At 65.6% G+C, this 15,693-nt stretch carries 15 protein-coding genes and 1 pseudogene; 4 read left to right on the top strand and 12 right to left on the bottom strand.

The features are described from left to right. From QGG75_16800 to QGG75_16765, 8 genes and pseudogenes are all read right to left on the bottom strand, one after another. The coding region (locus QGG75_16800) for an FAD binding domain-containing protein (GenBank protein MDP6068891.1) at positions 1-216 on the bottom strand (216 nt) is incomplete at its 3' end. A gap of 5 nt (positions 217-221) precedes the next feature. Continuing rightward, the gene (hcrA, locus tag QGG75_16795; GenBank protein MDP6068890.1) at positions 222-2,585 is read right to left on the bottom strand and encodes a 4-hydroxybenzoyl-CoA reductase subunit alpha; all 2,364 of its coding nucleotides are present in this window, start codon (positions 2,583-2,585) and stop codon (positions 222-224) included. Then, entirely contained in the window at positions 2,582-3,064 is a 483-nt protein-coding gene (gene hcrC / locus QGG75_16790) for a 4-hydroxybenzoyl-CoA reductase subunit gamma (GenBank protein MDP6068889.1), read from the bottom strand. The genes hcrA and hcrC overlap by 4 nt, the downstream gene beginning before the upstream one ends. Further along, positions 3,064-4,392: a phenylacetate--CoA ligase gene (locus QGG75_16785; protein MDP6068888.1), complete on the bottom strand. Its 1,329-nt coding sequence runs from the start codon at positions 4,390-4,392 to the stop codon at positions 3,064-3,066. The genes hcrC and QGG75_16785 overlap by 1 nt, the downstream gene beginning before the upstream one ends. A gap of 21 nt (positions 4,393-4,413) precedes the next feature. Further along, complete coding sequence (locus QGG75_16780; protein MDP6068887.1) at positions 4,414-5,397, bottom strand: dimethyl sulfoxide reductase anchor subunit; 984 nt, start codon at positions 5,395-5,397, stop codon at positions 4,414-4,416. 6 nt (positions 5,398-5,403) lie between these two features. Next, a pseudogene (locus QGG75_16775) lies at positions 5,404-6,075 on the bottom strand (4Fe-4S dicluster domain-containing protein). Beyond that, positions 6,072-8,831, bottom strand: a complete 2,760-nt coding sequence (locus tag QGG75_16770) for a molybdopterin-dependent oxidoreductase (protein ID MDP6068886.1) — start codon at positions 8,829-8,831, stop codon at positions 6,072-6,074. Before QGG75_16770 ends, QGG75_16775 begins: the two are co-directional and overlap by 4 nt. 17 nt (positions 8,832-8,848) lie before the next feature. Next, positions 8,849-9,256, bottom strand: a complete 408-nt coding sequence (locus QGG75_16765; protein ID MDP6068885.1) for a LysR family transcriptional regulator — start codon at positions 9,254-9,256, stop codon at positions 8,849-8,851. A 215-nt stretch (positions 9,257-9,471) separates the two neighbouring features. On the opposite strand from QGG75_16765, the gene QGG75_16760 reads away from it, so the two are divergent. Then, entirely contained in the window at positions 9,472-10,701 is a 1,230-nt protein-coding gene (locus QGG75_16760; GenBank protein MDP6068884.1) for a reductive dehalogenase domain-containing protein, read from the top strand. Positions 10,702-11,301: 600 nt separating this feature from the next. Here QGG75_16760 and QGG75_16755 read toward each other — a convergent pair. The 4 genes from QGG75_16755 to QGG75_16740 form a co-directional block, all read right to left on the bottom strand. Beyond that, positions 11,302-12,051, bottom strand: a complete 750-nt coding sequence (locus QGG75_16755) for a sulfite exporter TauE/SafE family protein (GenBank protein ID MDP6068883.1) — start codon at positions 12,049-12,051, stop codon at positions 11,302-11,304. A gap of 36 nt (positions 12,052-12,087) precedes the next feature. Next, positions 12,088-12,468 (bottom strand): type II toxin-antitoxin system HicB family antitoxin, encoded by a 381-nt coding sequence (locus tag QGG75_16750; GenBank protein MDP6068882.1) that lies wholly within the window; start codon positions 12,466-12,468, stop codon positions 12,088-12,090. A gap of 346 nt (positions 12,469-12,814) precedes the next feature. Next, positions 12,815-13,453, bottom strand: coding sequence for a hotdog fold domain-containing protein (locus QGG75_16745; protein MDP6068881.1), 639 nt, complete (start codon positions 13,451-13,453; stop codon positions 12,815-12,817). A gap of 85 nt (positions 13,454-13,538) precedes the next feature. Next, positions 13,539-14,831, bottom strand: coding sequence for an SBBP repeat-containing protein (locus QGG75_16740; GenBank protein MDP6068880.1), 1,293 nt, complete (start codon positions 14,829-14,831; stop codon positions 13,539-13,541). A 38-nt stretch (positions 14,832-14,869) separates the two neighbouring features. On the opposite strand from QGG75_16740, the gene QGG75_16735 reads away from it, so the two are divergent. The 3 genes from QGG75_16735 to QGG75_16725 form a co-directional block, all read left to right on the top strand. Further along, the gene (locus tag QGG75_16735; GenBank protein ID MDP6068879.1) at positions 14,870-14,998 is read left to right on the top strand and encodes a hypothetical protein; all 129 of its coding nucleotides are present in this window, start codon (positions 14,870-14,872) and stop codon (positions 14,996-14,998) included. Between the two features lie 6 nt (positions 14,999-15,004). Further along, on the top strand, positions 15,005-15,211 hold the full coding sequence (locus tag QGG75_16730; GenBank protein MDP6068878.1) for a hypothetical protein: 207 nt from the start codon (positions 15,005-15,007) through the stop codon (positions 15,209-15,211). A 261-nt stretch (positions 15,212-15,472) separates the two neighbouring features. Further along, positions 15,473-15,693: hypothetical protein (locus tag QGG75_16725; protein ID MDP6068877.1), on the top strand; the 221-nt coding region annotated here is incomplete at its 3' end.

The raw sequence follows: 15,693 nt of genomic DNA, 5'->3' as shown, positions 1-15,693 counted from the left end.
GATGTGCAGCCCGGCTGCATCGCGCTCGATTTGGCGCAGCTCGGCAATGGCCGAAAGGTCGATCAGGGCGCTGGCCGGCGTCAGGCCGCGGCGTACGTTGGCCAACAGGTCGGTACCGCCGGCGATGTATCGCGCCTCGGCGCCCTGGCCGCGCGCAGCCAAGGCCTCGGCGACGGTGGTGGGGCGATGCAGTCGGAATTCAGGTAGCACGTCCATATTGCTTACTCCGCGGCTTGAGTCCCCGGGGCACTTTGGCGTGCCTGGCGGGCCATGGCTTCGAAAAGCCGGTCCGGCGTCACTGGCGTTTCCTCGGGTCTCACCCCGGTGGCATCGGCGACGGCGTTGGCCAAAGCGGGAATGAAACTCGAAAGCGCGCACTCGCTGGCTTCCTTGGCACCGAAGGGGCCGTTGGGGTCGATGCTCTCGACGATGTGGGTCTCGATGGGCGGCGTGTCGGTGATGGTGGGAATGCGGTAGTCGAGGAAGTTGCCGCTGACCGCAAGGCCTTCGTGATAGTGCGTCTCCTCGGTCATGGCCTGACCCATGCCCATCCACACAGCACCCTGGATCTGGCCCTCGACAGACAGCGGGTTGAGAGCATAACCCACGTCCTGGGCCACCCAAACCCGATCGACGGTGACCAGGGCGGTGTCCGGGTCGACGCTGACCTCGACAACCTGGGCCGAATAGGAGAATCCCATGGTGCCGCCGATGGCGGCGCCACGATACTTCTTGCCGCCGTGGGATTCGGGGATGGTGTCGAAGGTTCCCTTGGCGGTGATGGTGCCGGTTTCCTCCAGCGCCGCCATCACCACTTCGTTGAAAGTCAGCCCCGGATCCTGGCTCTGCGCCACGCGATAAGTCTCGCCCAATACCTCGATGTCGCCGGGCTCGGCTTCGAGCTTCTGGGCCGCCGCCGCCACCAGGATTTCCTTGAGGTTGTTGGCGGCATCGATGGCGGCGTTGCCGCACATGAAGCTGACGCGCGATGAGTAGGAGCCGTTGTCCTTGGGCGTGACCGTGCTGTCGTTGGCGACCACGCGAATGCGCGAAAGATCCAGCCCCAGCGTCTCGGCGACGCATTGGGCCAGGATGGTCGACGAGCCCTGGCCGATGTCGGCGGCCCCCGTCAGCACCGTGATGGCGCAGTCGAAGTCGAGCTTGAGGTTGACCGTGGCGTGCGGCTCGCCGGTCCAATGCACCGGCTTGGAGGCACCCGAGACATAATGCGAGGCCGCCATGCCGACACCGCGCCAGGGTCCCAACTGACCGCCCTTCTTGGCCTTCCAGCCCGATTGCTGCTCGACCCATTCGAGGCATTCGGGCAGGCCGCACGACTTCACCATGAGGTCGTTCTCGGTGAAGGTGGGGGCCTGGATCATGTTCTTGCGCCTGACTTCGAAGGGGTCGAGGCCCATCTCCGCACACAGCTGGTCGAGCACGCTTTCGAAGGCAAAGCGCGTGTTCACCGTGCCGTGGCCGCGCATGGCGCCGCATGGCGGCGTGTTGGTCAGCACTCGGAAACCCTCGTACTTGACGGCCGGCAGGTTGTAGAGGCCGTAAAGCAACGAGCCGGCGTAAAGGATGGTGACGGTGCCGTAGCTGGCATAGGCGCCGCCACGCTGCACGGCCTCGCACTCGACGGCGGTGATCAGGCCGTCCTTCGAGAGCCCGATCTTCATGCGGGTTTGGGTTTCGGGCCGGCCGCGATGGCAGATGAAGTTCTCCTCGCGCTCGGTCACCAGGCGCACCCGGCCGCCGGCGGCCCGGGCCAGGAGCGAACAGATGAGCTCATGATAGAGGGTTTCGGTACGGGCGCCGAAACCGCCGCCGACGTAAGGCTTGACTACGCGCACCTGGGATTTGTCGAGCCGCAGGCAGCGCGCCACCATCAGGTGGACGTAGAAGGGCACCTGGGTCGAGGTTTGCAGATCCAGGCGCTGGCGGCCGGGGTCCCAATCGGCCAGCGCGGCGTTGGGCTCCATCTGGGCGTGGTTGACCTCAGCCGCCGCGAAATCAAGCTCGCAGACTTGCGCCGCGGCGGCGAAGCCGGCGGCAGTGTCGCCGAGTTCGAACTCGACGTGGCGTTCGAGGTTGCCCTTGCGTTTCTCGTGCAGTTGCACGGCATCCGGTGCCCGGGCCTCGGCGGCCGTGTAGTAGGCCGGCAGTTCTTCGTAGCGAAACTCGATCAGCTCGAGCGCCCTGTCGGCGGTCTCGTCGTCGATGGCGGCCACCGCCGCCACCGGCTCGCCGCGATAGCGCACGCGTTCGCGGGCCAGGGGGTATTCGATCATGGCGATGGGCAGGATGCCGTGGGTCTGGTCGCAATCGGCGCCCGTGATGACGGCGACGACGCCAGGCAGCGCGGCGGCGGCGGCGGTCTCGACGGCGACGATATTGGCGTGGCTGACGGGGCTGTGATAAATGCGGCCGACCAGGGCATCGGGGGCGGCCAGGTCGGCGGCATACTCGGCCCGGCCGGTGGTCTTCTCGGGGCCGTCGACCAGTGGTAGGCGCTGGCCGATGGTCTTGGCCGGGGCATCCCAATATTCGCGGCGGTCGCTCTCTTTGGTGACCTGGGTCATGCGGCCTGCTCCGGCTGGCGCTCGGCCGCCGCTGCCTGCACGGCTTCAATGATTTTGACGTAGCCTGTGCAGCGGCAGATGTTGCCCGAAAGGGCCAGGCGGATGTCAGCCTCGCTGGGCTCGGGATTGCGCCGCAAGAGGCCCTCGGCGGCCATGATCATACCCGGCGTGCAGAAGCCGCACTGGCTGCCGAGTTTTTCGTGGAAACTGCGCTGCAGGGCCGACATGCGGCCCTGTTCGGCCAAGGCCTCGATGGTCTCGATGCGGCGCCCGGCCACCTGGTGGGCCAGCGTGACGCAGGCCAGGCGCGGGCGTCCCTCGATCAGCACCGTGCAGGCGCCGCATTCGCCACCGTCGCAGCCCGACTTGGTGCCGGTGATGCCGGCCACCTCGCGGATGTAATCGAGCAGCAGCATGTTCTCGGGCACCGCGTCTTCGCGCACCCGGCCGTTGAGGGTCAGGCTGAGCAGGGTTTTCATCACTTACCTATTCTGAGATCGCGCACCCGCACCGCCTTGCCTTCGGAACGCGGCAGGCCGCCGGGCTCCAAAACCTCGACATGGCAGGTGACGCCGACCATAGTTTTGATCTGGTGCCCGGCCGCCTGGGCCAGGCGGGGGTATTCGTCGGCGCCCACGCCGGGCCGGGCTTCGACCTCGACCGCCAGGGTGTCGAGCGCGCCCTCGCGGCGCACCACCAGTTGATAGTGCGGCTCGATGTCGGGCAGGCCCACGAGAAAGGCCTCGATCTGCGAGGGATAGACGTTGACGCCGCGGATGATCAGCATGTCGTCGCTGCGCCCGGCGATGCGGTCGATGCGCACGTGGCTGCGACCGCAGGGACAGGGCTCATCCAACAGCGTGGTGATGTCGCGGGTGCGGTAGCGCACCATGGGCAGCGCCTGCTTGGTCAGCGTGGTGATGACCAGCTCGCCCTTTTCGCCGGGCGCCAGTCGCTGCTCGCTCTCGGGATCGATGATCTCGAAGATGAAGTGGTCCTCCCAGGCGTGGCAGCCATTACGGCCCTCGAGGCACTGGGCGGCGACGCCGGGACCGAGGATCTCCGAGAGGCCGTAATGATCCAGCGGCACCAGGCCCAGGCGCTGGCCGACCTCGTCCTGCATGGCACTCGTCGAAGGCTCGGCGCCCAAGATGGCGACGCGCAACGGCCCGCTCTGCAAATCGACGCCCAGGCGTTCGGCCGTCTCGGCGATGTTGAGGGCATAAGAGGGCGTCGAAAAGAGCGCCGTGGCGCCCAGGTCCTCGAGCAGCATGACCTGGCGTTCTGTATTGCCGCCCGATATCGGCACGACGACGCCTCCCAGGGTCTGGCCACCGTCGTGAAAGCCCAGCCCGCCGGTGAACAGGCCGTAGCCCAAGGCGTTGTGCAAAACGTCGCCGGGACCGACGCCGGCCGCCGCCTGGGCCCGGGCCATGAGGTGCGACCAGACAGCCAGGTCGTGACGTGTATAGCCCACCACGGTGGGCTTGCCGGTGGTGCCCGACGAGGCGTGCACGCGTACCATCTCGTCACGCGGCACGGCAAACAGACCCCAAGGGTAGTTGTCGCGGAGGTCGTTCTTGACGGTGAAGGGAAAGCGCACCAGGTCGTCGAGGCTCTTCAGGCTGTCGGGTGTCACGCCGGCGCCATCGAAGGCGGTCTTGAAGTGGGGCACTTGGGCGTAGGCCCGGGTCAGTGTCTTGTGCAAGCGCACCAGCTGCAAGGCTGTGAGATCGGCGCGTGGCATGGCCTCGCGTTCGGGGGCGAACATGCCGTTGCCGGTCCAGGCCTGCTGGCGCTTGCTCATTTGGGACCTCGGATCTCCGGTTCAAGCCGCCTCGAGGCGCACCGGTGCGGCGTGCCGGCCCGAGCCGCGCTGCGGCACCCGGGGCAGCTCGTAGCCCTGGTGGTGGCAGACGCGGGTGATCATCTGGTGCTTCCACAACAGGCCGCCAGCGAGCGCCGTCAACCCGGCCGCCAGGAACAAGGTGGTCGGCGGCAGGCCGGGCATGATTTGCACCAGCGTAAAAAGCAACGCCGGCACGATGTGGCCGATGCCGACCACGGCCGGCGTGATGGCCGCCAGGTCTTGGCGCGACAAGGGTCCGACGCCAGCCTCGCGAGCCTTCAGGCGATAGCTGACCCAGAGGATGAAGGTGGCGATGGCGAAAACCAGGCCGGCGCCGGCCAGGCCGTGCATGCCGTCTTGGGGCGCCGACCAGGGCCACAGCGCCCAGATTATGGCAAGCCCCGCGATGCCTTCGAAGATGCCGCTGGCGATCAGCAGCCAGGGCAGCAGCGGTGCCCGCCAGGCCGGGATGCCCTTGGCCATGTACATCATGCGCGCCTGGGCGATGAGGAAACCGAGCGCCGCCAGGGCGACCAGGGCATGGAGCACCGCGTTGGGCTGCCAGGGCAGGTCGTGCAGCAGCGGCAGCACCTCGGCCGCCACCAGCGGATAGAAGGCCAGCACGGCATAGAGCTCGCGCGACATCCACGACGACTGCGGCCTGAGCATGGCGTTCATGGCGCGCAAGGGGCGGCCGGTCTTGAAAAACAGCGTGGTCAGGCCGACCGCCATGATGGCGGCTGCCAGCAGGTACAAAAGCGGCACCACCGGGTCGGGGATGCCGCCCGCCAGCCAGCCCGCGAAAGTGGCCAGCACCAGGCCGGCACTGGCGCCGCCGAGCATGAAGTTGGCGGCCGCTTTCCAGTCCCAGAATTTCTGGCGTTGGCCGACCAGCGCGTTGCCGCTTTGGCTCAGGCGGATGTCGTCGTACTCGCGCTCCTCGGTCTCGCGGCCGGGCGTCATGGCGTGGTCGTAGAGGTAGCGGATCTGCGGCTCGGTGCCCAGGCCGGCGTGCATCTGGAAGGTCTTGTTCTCGGCCGTCAGTTGCGAGACCAGGCTGTGCTCGTCGTTGAAATCGCCGAACTTGATGGCCTGCGAGATGCAGGCGGCGGCGCAGGCCGGCGTCGCCGCCGGGTCGACGCCGGGCGCGAGACCGGCATCGATGCCCTCGGCGATGCGGTCCTGGCAAAAATTGCATTTGGTCATGACACCCAGGCGCTCGGGCTGGGCCACGGCCTGTTCCTGCAGGGTTTCGACGCCGTAATACCAATCCTGGCGATGCACGATCATGCGCGCCTGGTAGGGGCAGGCGACGGCGCAATAGGAGCAGCCGATGCAGCGCTCGTAGTTCATGGTGACGATGCCGTCGGCGCGCTGCTGGGTGGCGCCGGTGGGGCAGACGGGCACGCACGTCGGCTCGGCGCAATGCTGGCAGCCGACCACCATGAAGACCCGCTCGACGTCCGGGAACTGCCCTTGTTCGACGTCGATGACGCGGCGCCACTGGACTCCGGGCGGCGTACTGTTCTGCAGCTTGCAGGCCACGGTGCAGGTCTGGCAGCCGACGCAGCGGTTGAGGTCGATGACCATGCCCCAGCGGCGCGAGGCCAGGGCGGCGTCCGGTGTGGCGGCGGCGCTCATGCGGCGAACCGGTTGCGGCCTTGGCCGCGGCTCAGTTTGACCCGCATGTGGTCGGAGCCCGAGCCGGTGGAATCGGTCAGCTTCAGCGACAGCGGCGTCAGCGAGTTCAGGCTGGGCATTTCGATGTCCTTGGCGATGGGCGTCTTCCAATGCTCGAACTGGCCGATCATCAGCACCACGTCGGGGCGGATGCCGTCGCGCAGCACGGCATAGCCCTCGGTCCGCCCGGCCACCGATTCGATGACCACGGGATCGCCATCGTCGATGCCCAGCTCATTGGCTCGGCCGCGGTTGACCACCAGGCCGTTGTGGCCGGCCACGTTGCCGGCGGCTTCGGCCATCAAGGGGATGCCGGCATTGGAGCCCCAGGCGTACTGCATGCTCTTCGAGGTCAGCGCCACGAAAGGATAATCGTCGGGATCGCCGCCCTCGTCGCGCACGTAATCGAGCCAGATGTCAGGGAAGCGTTCGTAGGTGGGCAGGGGTTCGTATTCCTCGATCTGCTTTTCCCACCAGTTGATGCCGACCTCATGCATGCGGCGCCCGAGCTGCTGGCCGTGGCGCTTGATGCGTTCCTGGTAGGGCATCTCGAAGCGCAGGCCTTCCGCCTTCATGTGGGGATAGAGGTACCATTGCAGTTGCGGGAAGGGCGCCGTGTGGTAGCCGTGTTCCTTGAACCATTCCAGGTCATGTACTTCCCGCCCGGCCGAGGTGTCATGGCTGGCCGCCTTGCAGACGGCGTCCCAGATCTCCTCGCGGTCGTGGGGCTTTGAGGTGTCGAGGCTGTAGTCGAAATCCTCGCCCTGAAGCCGCATGCCGCCGGCGCCGGAATTGATGGCGGCGTTGTAGTCTTCGAGGATGCCGACGCGGCGCGCCAATTCGGTAGAGATGTCGGTCATGTCCATGCAGTCGACCGGCGGCTCGATCACCGGTTGGCGCAAGACCCAGCCGCGCGAGCGCCAGAAGTTCTCCTGGAACTTGGTGCCGCCCAGGCGGATAAGCTGCAGGCCCTCGAGGTCGGTGGCCTCGGGCAGCAGGATGTCGGAGAAGTGGTTGGTCTCGTCGGGGGTGTAGGCAAAAGCCACGACGTAGGGGAACTCGGATATGCGCTCGGCCACCTCTTCCTTGCTCCAGGACGAGATCGCCGGATTGGTGCGGTAGCAGAACCAGATCTCGGGCCTGGTCTGAACCGGCCAGTTCTCGGGTTGTTGCTTGAGAAACAGCCAAGGCAGATGCGCCGGCCCGAGCGCCGCCGACCAGGGCGAATCGCTGGCCAGCGGCACCAGCGTGCGGTAGGCGTTGCGGATGTGCGGCTTGGCGGCCCAGCCCTGCTTGGTGGTCTCGTTGAAGGGGTAGTGCATGATGCCGTCGGGGTGCGGCGTGGCCGAAAGCTGGCGGTTCTCGGCCGGCCGATTGAGCTTGACCGTGGTGCCCAGCGTGCCGCCGACCACCTCGAGCGAGCCCACCAGGCAGGCCAGCATGGTGCGCGCCCAGCAGCAGTGGTAGCCGCCCCAGCCGTTATTCACGTTGCGCCCGAAGACGATGGAGACGGGCCTGAAGGGCAGCGTCTCGCCCTCGATCTCGATGGTCTCACCGACGTGGGCGTGGGCCAGGAATTCGTCCGCCACCTGGCGGATGCGCGCCGCCGGTACGTCGCATTCGCCGGCCGCCCAATCGGCGCTATAGCCCGAGACGTGATCCTTGAGCATCTGGAAGGCAGGCTTCACTTCCACGCCATCTTCGTAGCTCCATTCCTCCATGTCGGCACCTTCCTCGAAGCCCTGGGCCCGGAAGCTGCCTTCCATGGCCGGCCTGCCGATCTCGGCGTCGAAGGGTTTGGCGCGATCGTCTTCGAGGTCCCAGATCAGCGGCTTGCGGCTGGCCACATCGCGCAGGTAATAGCCCTGGGGGCCTACCAGGTAGGGCGACACGGTGTCGTTCTCCAGGAACGGCACGTCACAGACCTGGCGCCAGTCGAGCTCGCAGATGATGCGGTTGATCAGGGCAAACAAAAAGGCGGCATCGGTCTTGGGCTTGATGGGCAGCCACTCCGCCGACAGCGCGCCGGATACCGAAAGGTGAGGCTCGACCTGGACGCGCTTGAGGCCGCGGCCCCGGGCGTTGGCCTCGCGCCACACCCCGACGACGCCCGCGGCCGCCTCAAGGTTGGCGCCGCAGGCGATGACGTATTCGCAATAGGGGGTGTCGGGAGCGACCGTGAAGGCGCGGTGCCAGAGCTCGCCGTAAAGGTGTTCCGAATGCGTGCACTTGACGCCCTGGCCGGCTCCGAAACCCAGATCCGTGGCGCCCCAGGCCTTGAGGAAGGCGGGGAAGGTGCCCATGAACTGGGTCGGCGTGCCACCGCCGCCAAAGGTCGCGGCAAAGCGGGGAAAGCCGGACTCGTCGAGCAAACCCTTGGCCCGGATGTCGCGCAACTTGCCGGCCACGGTATCCAGCGCCTCGTCCCAACTGATGGGCACAAAGCCGGGATCCTCGTCGCGCCCCTTGTTGGGATTGGTGCGCTTCATGGGCTGGGCGATGCGGTTGGGGTTGTAGGTTTTTTGCAACATGCCGTAGGCCTTGACGCAGATGCGCCCGCCGCCCGGGTGCTCGTTGGCGATGTCGTAGTTGGGCTCGATGCGCGTGGCGACACCGTTCTCGACCTCGATGCGCATCAGGTCGGGGCCGGAGACGCACTGGTTGCAGTAGGTCGGTATGGTCTTGCGGCTGGTGGCGCTCTCGGCGGTGTCGACCATGGCGGGCTCCGTTCGGTCTAGGATTTTCCCACTTTCGCGACCTTGGCGGTCAGGCGCTCTTTGGTCTTGGCCATGTCGACGACGAAGCGCGAATGTTTGCCGCTGGCAACCTCCTCGGCGTCGTCGGTGGCCTTGAATTCCAGGGTTACGTGGCGCCCCTTGACTTCGGCGATGGTGACGCTGATCTCGACCGTCATGCCCAGTGGTGTGGCGCCGGAGTGGGTCAGGTCGACGTGGGTGCCGACCGAATCCTTGCCCTCGTCGCAATGCTCGACAATCAGGTCGCGGCAGGTGTGCTCGATGTCGCGCAACAGCATCGGCGTGGCGTAGACTCGCAGGTCCTCGCCCATGAAGTCGATGGTGCGGTCCTTGTCGATCTCGAAGCTCTTGCTGGCCGAGACGCCGGGCTTGAGGCTCTCTTTCATTAGGGGTCTCCCTGGACGCGGTGTTTTTGGTGGCGGGGCAGGCTTCCGCCGGTCCGTCATAGTGTCCCCTGGGGAGGCGGAAATCCAGCCCGTAGACCAGCCCCGGGAGAGGCAATTTGGCTATCCGAAAATAGGACCACATTATTGTTTGTTGGTCAATCAAACAATTTGCCCCAGCCCTTGACGCGGGGCTCGGCCTGGTGTTCTTGGCAGGCATGAACGATAGCCCCAAGCCCCCGAATCTAGCCGTTGACGGCTGGCCGGCTAACCAGCCGAACTTCGAAGAGGCCGGCGACCGGGCCGCCGGCATCGAGGTGACGGAGAATTTCGCCCGCTTCAGCCAGCGCGACGACATGTTCAGCCGCTCGCGCTGGGACGACGTGGTGGATGCCGACAAGGCCAAGAATTTCTTCCGCTCCCACACCCGGCCCCAGCCGCGCCGCGGCGATGGCTTCCAGCAACGCGACTTCGCGCTCAGGAACGCCTCCTGGGTAGTGGCCGACACCTACGCCAACCGCGGCATGAAGGAGGGCCGGCGGGAAGGTTTCCTCGATCCGCTGGAGCCTTTCTTCCCGGTTGCCGAAATGCGGCCCGAGGCCGTGGCGCCCGAGGTCATGAGCCGCCAGATCAAGCGCATCGCCAAGCTCTTTGGCGCCGACCTGGTGGGCATTTGCGCCTACGACGAACGCTGGAGCTACGCCGACCGCTTCGATTTCCAGGGCAAGGGCACGCGCCCCAACGAGTTGCCGCCGGGTCTCGATAACTGCATCGTGGTGGGCTACCAGATGGACAAGGCGCTGGTCGATGCCTATCCCTCGGCCCTGGCCTCGACGGCAGCCGGCAAGGAGTATTCGCACGAGGCCGGCTCGCTGATGCAGATCTCGCAGTACATCCGGAATTTGGGTTTCGAGGCCGTGGCCAACATGAACGACACGGCGCTGGCCATCCCCTACGCCATCAAGGCCGGGCTGGGTGAATACGGCCGCAACCAGATGGCCATCACCGAGGAGTTCGGCCCCCGGGTGCGCTTTTCCAAGATCTTCACCGACCTGCCCCTGGCCCATGACGCGCCCAAGCGCTTCGGCGTCAGCGAGTTTTGCGCCATCTGCCGGCGCTGCGCCGAATCCTGCCCGCCCGGCGCCATCCCCGACGGCCCGCCCAGCGAGCATGGCCCCAACCGCTCAGCCATCGCCGGCGTCGTCAAGTGGACGGCGGACTGCGAAAAATGCTTCGGCTACTGGGTCAAGCTCTCCACCGACTGCGGCATCTGCATGCGCGTCTGCCCCTACAACAAGGATTTTTCGCGCTGGTATTTTCGTCTCTATCGCCGCCTCATGGGCACGCGCTTGCGGGGTCTTATGTTGCGCCTCGACAAGAGGCTCGGTTTCGGTGCGCGGTGCAAGCCCAAGGACTGGTGGGACGAGGGCGAAGCGGCGAAGGCCTGAGGAGCCCGGGGCGCCTCGAAACAAGCACGGCCCCGACAGCTCTACGATTTGACCAAATTCACCCGGTTTCCGAACCGGGAACTATTGCGTTACGGGTGGATTTTCGGTCGCGCCTGGATGGCGGAGACCCTTGCCAAGTGGCCTAGCGACCGCGGTCATCACGCCAAATTCAGGCCACCAGAGGTTCGTGGAGTTATTAGGGTTCCAATGGTAGAAAAATGTAGGTATGATTGCCAAGAAATGGAGGGCCAATAGAACGCGCCGATTAGTAGGCGTTGAAGTTTCGAATGATTTTTGGATATCCGCCACGCTCCCAACGTGGTCGGGAAGGATTGTGTCATGCTAAAGAATGAACCGATCAACAATAAGTGTTCTGATTGCCTTTGCTGTGCGATCTCAAAAGGAGCACGATCAAAGTGAAGAGGACGAAGTGGAGGAGGCTTCTGAGGATGGTGACGAAGAAGAGGAAGCAGATAGGCAATTTCAACAGTTATCGGACTATTTTGCTTCAAATTACACTTACAAAACAGAGATAGTGCAAATTCTTAGTGAAAAAGTTATGGCGGGAGGACGAAGCGGCCGGCGACTGAAGGGATCCAGTCACATAAATCCGCGGCGAACTAGATTGAGTCCCATCACCAGCAACGCCAGCAGCAACACGCGGCGAAACATTTCGGCCTCGATGCGGCGGCGCAGGCGGCGGCCCACTTCCATGCATGCGAGAACGGGCACCAACGCCAGGGCCGAGGCGGTGAGGTCGGGCAGCGCCAGGCGTCCCATGCCGGCCAGGCTGCCGTAGAGCACTACGGCGCCGACGAAGTTAGCCAGGGCCACCGAGCCCACGAATTCGTCGCGTTCGAGCTTGAGCGCCACCAGGTACATCACCATCAGGGGCCCGAAGAAAGCAGAAAATCCGCCCACGAAACCGGCCCCAAGACCCACCACCGGGGCCAGCCAGCGCTCCCACGCGGCCGGCACGCGAAAGCGCTCCTGAAAAAGGCTCGAGGCGCAGAAGCCGATCACCACCAGGCCCAGAAAAAGAATCACCTTGTCGGGATCGGCCCGCACCAGGATCTGGCTGCCGATCAGGGTGCCTGCCGCCAGGCCGATCAGCAGCGGCCAGAAGCGCCTGAGCGCCACCTGGTGGTAGCCCTCGACATAGGCCTGCCAGAGGTTCGACAGAATCATCGGCAGGAAGACCACGGCCACGGCACTGGTTACCGGCACCACCGTGGCCATGATCGAAACCGCCACCATGGGCAAACCGATGCCCAGTATCCCCTTGACCGCCCCGCCAGCCGAGAGCGCGAGCAGAACCACGACGAAGGTATAGGGGGTGAGGTCGGCCACCTGGGATTACCGATCGTTGGCTGTCGATGCCGTGGACTAGGCTGCGTCGCGGACCTCGATCGACAAGCGCTTTCCCAAGGCGGCCAGCGCCCGGTCGAGACGGTCGAGGCGGGAATTGTGCATCAGATCGAGCAGCCGCCGGATATCTTTGGGATCGCAGTCGAGGCGGCCGGCTAGCTCCACTTGCGTGACGCCTTGATCGCGCATGGTCTGATAGATCGCCAGCTTGGCCGCGGCCATCGGCGGCAGCGCCACCACCCGGTCTCCCTTGCGCGGTCGTTTGGGCCGCGGCAGATCGCGACGCTCGTCGACATAGATGGCAAGAGCCGTCTCCAGGGCATCCGGCGCGCGCTCGATTGCCCGAGCCTCGTCGTTTCCCACGGTGCCCGCTTCCGGCACATCGGGAAACGTCGCCATGACCGTTCCGTTGCTTAGCTGTTCAAGTGCAACTCGATAACGCATCCCTTCTCCTTCCGTCAAAGGACCCGACGCCAATCCAGACCGAGTTGCTTGCAGATTCTCCGCAGGAACTCGGGTGCGAGGTCGGTGTCGCCGTGCATCGGTATCACGCTCGACCGTCCCTTGCAGGTCGCCCGTACGTGACCGCCCTTGCCCCGCTTCGTCTCGATCACGGCTCCGGATTTTCGCAGCTTTCGAACGAACTGCCGGCCTTTCATTCTTAGAAAATAGGGCATAAATGCCCTTATTGCAATCTCTGGCGCGGGCATTTATGCCCTGTTTGGCGTGGCGGTGCTGGGTGGTGTCAATCGTCGGCGCTAACGAAAACCCCGCTGATGCGGGTCAGGCGGCGGCTGCCGACGATCAGGTAGGCGCTGGCGAAGGCCAGGCCGGGGCCCGGTTTCTGGATCTCGACCTGGGCTTCGAGCCACTGGCCGGGGCCGGCCCGGCCGCTGAAGTCGGCCGACAGCGAGACCGTGGTTAGCGCGCCCAGGCCGCCCTGGCGCTTGAGTTCCTGGTGCAGCGCCTGTTCGGCCAGCGTTACCAGCAGGCTGCCCGGTACCTGACCGTCGGGGTTTGCGTGTTCGGCCTCCAGGCGCATCGCCCAGGCACCGCCGCCTCTGCGCCGGTAGAGCGTGGCGCCGCTCTCGGGCGTCTCACGCGTGGCCGGTTCGAAACCCTCGGGAATGTCGACGTGGTCGCCACTCTCGCCCGCCTCTGCGGTTTCGGGCTTGGCTTCGGGCCGCTGAGCGGTGGCCTCCGGAGAAGGTCCGAAGATGCCGGCCACGCCCTTGCCGCCCAGCGGCCCGCGGGCCGCCAGCGCCAGCAGACCGCTATCCAGGAGCTGGCGGTAGAGGCTGGCCTGGCGGGCCGAGGCGAGCTTGACGGCGGCCGTCGGGGCGGGCGGGAGAGGGAAATCGGGTGGCACGTCGCCGAGGCTCATGAGATTTCCCGTCTTCGCACAAAGGGCATGGCCGGCGGGGCCGGCAACGATGACTTCGTCAGGAAATCCCGCTCCTGCGGGAGGCTCAGATGGAAAACAGCGATGTCGGCTGGCTGGCCGTCAGGCGGTCGAGGGCGTATTGCAGGTTGGCGATTCTGTTGAGCGTGTAGATCGACGCCGAGCCCACCGGCTTGGGCAGGTCCTCTTCGGGGCCGACGGTGAGGAAGCGGTAGGCCGACTCGATTTCGCGCAGCGCGTTGTCCAAGAGGATTATGGCATCGCGGGCGCCGTCGTCGGTCAGCACGTTGGTGGCGCTGGTCAGGCCCAGGGCGAAGACCGAAGCCGAAGGCGTCGCCTCGGCGGTATCGATGGTATCTTCGCTTTCGCCGAAGATGCGGGATTCGCTGAACCCCAGGCCGGCCAGGGCGTCGAAGCCGTCGGGGCCCTTTTTGAGGCTGATGTCGGCGCCGTTGAAGGCCTCGATGACCAGGCGTTCGATGTCGCCCTCGGTCTCGACGTAGGCCTTGCCGTAGATGCCCAGCTCGCGGTTGAGTTTGAAGGCCAGGTAGCGCAGCGAATCGGTACGGTCGACGGTGATTGTCGAGTGATCGACATCGCGGATGTCGAGGATGAAGGACTGATCGGCGCGCACGCCGGTTTGCGCTGTCACCGTGGTCGATGCTTTCACCGGTATGTCGCCGGCCGGCAACCCCAGCCGCGAGAGCACCGAGGTGCCGGTGCTGTCGAAAGTGATGTCGAAGGCCTTGTGGTCGAAGCCGCCGCCGAACTGGTGGGTGTATTGCAGCGCACCGGCGCTGTTGAACTTGGCGATGTAGGCGTCGACGTCGCTGGAGCTCGATTCGCCGGCGAAGGTGCCGTCGGTTTCGCCGGCGATGTAGAAGCTGTCGTCGGCGGTGTTGACGGCCAGGCCATGGGCCCGGTCGAGGCCGGCGTTGCCGAGATAGGTGACGTAGCTGACCGCCGCCGTCGAGGTCTGGTCGTCGATGCTCAGCACGAAGCCGTCGGTGCCGCCGGAATGGGCGTTGACGACGGTGGCGTCCAGCGCGGCGTTGGTGGTGTAGCCGGAAACATAGAGATCGCCGGCCGAGGTCAGGGCCACGCCGCTGATGGCGCCGTCGCTGCCCAGCGAGCCCAGGTCGAGGTTGTAGGTAAGGTTGGGCGTGGCGCTTGAATCGTACTTGCGCAGAAAGCCGTTGCCGTCGTCGCTGCCGACCACGTAGACGTTGCCCGAGCTGTCGACGGTGATGGCCGTGGCCATCTCGTCGCCGCTGTCGCCGAACTGCTCGTCGTAGACCAGGGTTGCCGCTGGAGGTGAGCTTGGTGACGAAGGCGTCGCTGCCTCCGGCGTAGCTCTCACCGGAGCCGACGATGCCTCTGCTGAGGCCCGAGATGTAGATGTTGTTCGAGGAATCGATGGTGATGGCCAGGCCGTTGTCGTCGGCGCTGGGCGAGGCCTGGCGGGTCCACAGCTCCTGGCCCTCGCTGTCGTACTGGGTGACGAAGGCGTCCATCAGGCCGCCGTAGGCCTCCTTGGTCAGTTGGCTGGCCGTCTGGCCGGTGACGACGACGTTGTCGTCGCCGTCGACGGCCACGGCAAAACCCGAAGAATCGGCGGCCGAGCCCAGGTGCTGGGTCCAGACCTCGTTGCCGGCGTGGTCGCGCTTGATCAAAAAGACGTCGTTGCCGCCGGCGTTGATCTGGTTGTCGAGCGAACCGGCGCTGGTGCCCACGGTATAGACGTAGCCTTTGCTGTTGACGGTGACGCCCTGGGAGCTGTCGTATTTCTCGGTGGTGTTGGTGACCTCGTAGAAGGCCTGGTTGGGGTCGGCGGCCGAAAGATCGTCGAGCTTCAAGGTGAAGCCCATGGCGTTGCTGGCGCTGCCGGCCCGTCCCGCGACGTAGACGGCACCCGTGGCGTCGGAGGCGCTGGTGAATTCCAGGATCTCACCCGAACGCTTGGGATCGACCTCGATGCCGTAGGAGGTTTCGTGGAAGCGCTTGACGGCGAAGGTGGAGGAGAAACCGGCCGAGGTCATGGCGCTGTTGATGGCCGTGGTGATGTCGTCGAGCGCCATCGAGGCGGCGGTCGAGAGGTCGACGGCGACGGCCGTGGTGCTGCCGTTCTTGGTGACGTTGATGGTGAAGGTCTCGGTGCCGGCCAGATCGGGGATGGCAGCGGAGCGATCCGTGGTCAGCTTGGGACCGAAAAAGACGTCGCG

This window comes from Alphaproteobacteria bacterium, from assembly GCA_030740435.1.
Taxonomy (GTDB): domain Bacteria; phylum Pseudomonadota; class Alphaproteobacteria; order UBA2966; family UBA2966.
This window is presented reverse-complemented; position numbering and strand designations above follow the sequence as displayed.

Bases quoted from the DNA above. Each gene is read 5' to 3' on its own strand.
- QGG75_16780 (MDP6068887.1), bottom strand. From the start codon at position 5,397: ATGACGCCCGGCCGCGAGACCGAGGAGCGCGAGTACGACGACATCCGC.
- QGG75_16770 (MDP6068886.1), bottom strand. From the start codon at position 8,831: ATGGTCGACACCGCCGAGAGCGCCACCAGCCGCAAGACCATACCGACC.
- QGG75_16765 (MDP6068885.1), bottom strand. From the start codon at position 9,256: ATGAAAGAGAGCCTCAAGCCCGGCGTCTCGGCCAGCAAGAGCTTCGAG.
- QGG75_16735 (MDP6068879.1), top strand. From the start codon at position 14,870: ATGTTGTTCGAGGAATCGATGGTGATGGCCAGGCCGTTGTCGTCGGCG.
- QGG75_16750 (MDP6068882.1), bottom strand. From the start codon at position 12,468: ATGGCGACGTTTCCCGATGTGCCGGAAGCGGGCACCGTGGGAAACGAC.
- hcrA (MDP6068890.1), bottom strand. From the start codon at position 2,585: ATGACCCAGGTCACCAAAGAGAGCGACCGCCGCGAATATTGGGATGCC.
- QGG75_16785 (MDP6068888.1), bottom strand. From the start codon at position 4,392: ATGAGCAAGCGCCAGCAGGCCTGGACCGGCAACGGCATGTTCGCCCCC.
- hcrC (MDP6068889.1), bottom strand. From the start codon at position 3,064: ATGAAAACCCTGCTCAGCCTGACCCTCAACGGCCGGGTGCGCGAAGAC.
- QGG75_16760 (MDP6068884.1), top strand. From the start codon at position 9,472: ATGAACGATAGCCCCAAGCCCCCGAATCTAGCCGTTGACGGCTGGCCG.
- QGG75_16745 (MDP6068881.1), bottom strand. From the start codon at position 13,453: ATGAGCCTCGGCGACGTGCCACCCGATTTCCCTCTCCCGCCCGCCCCG.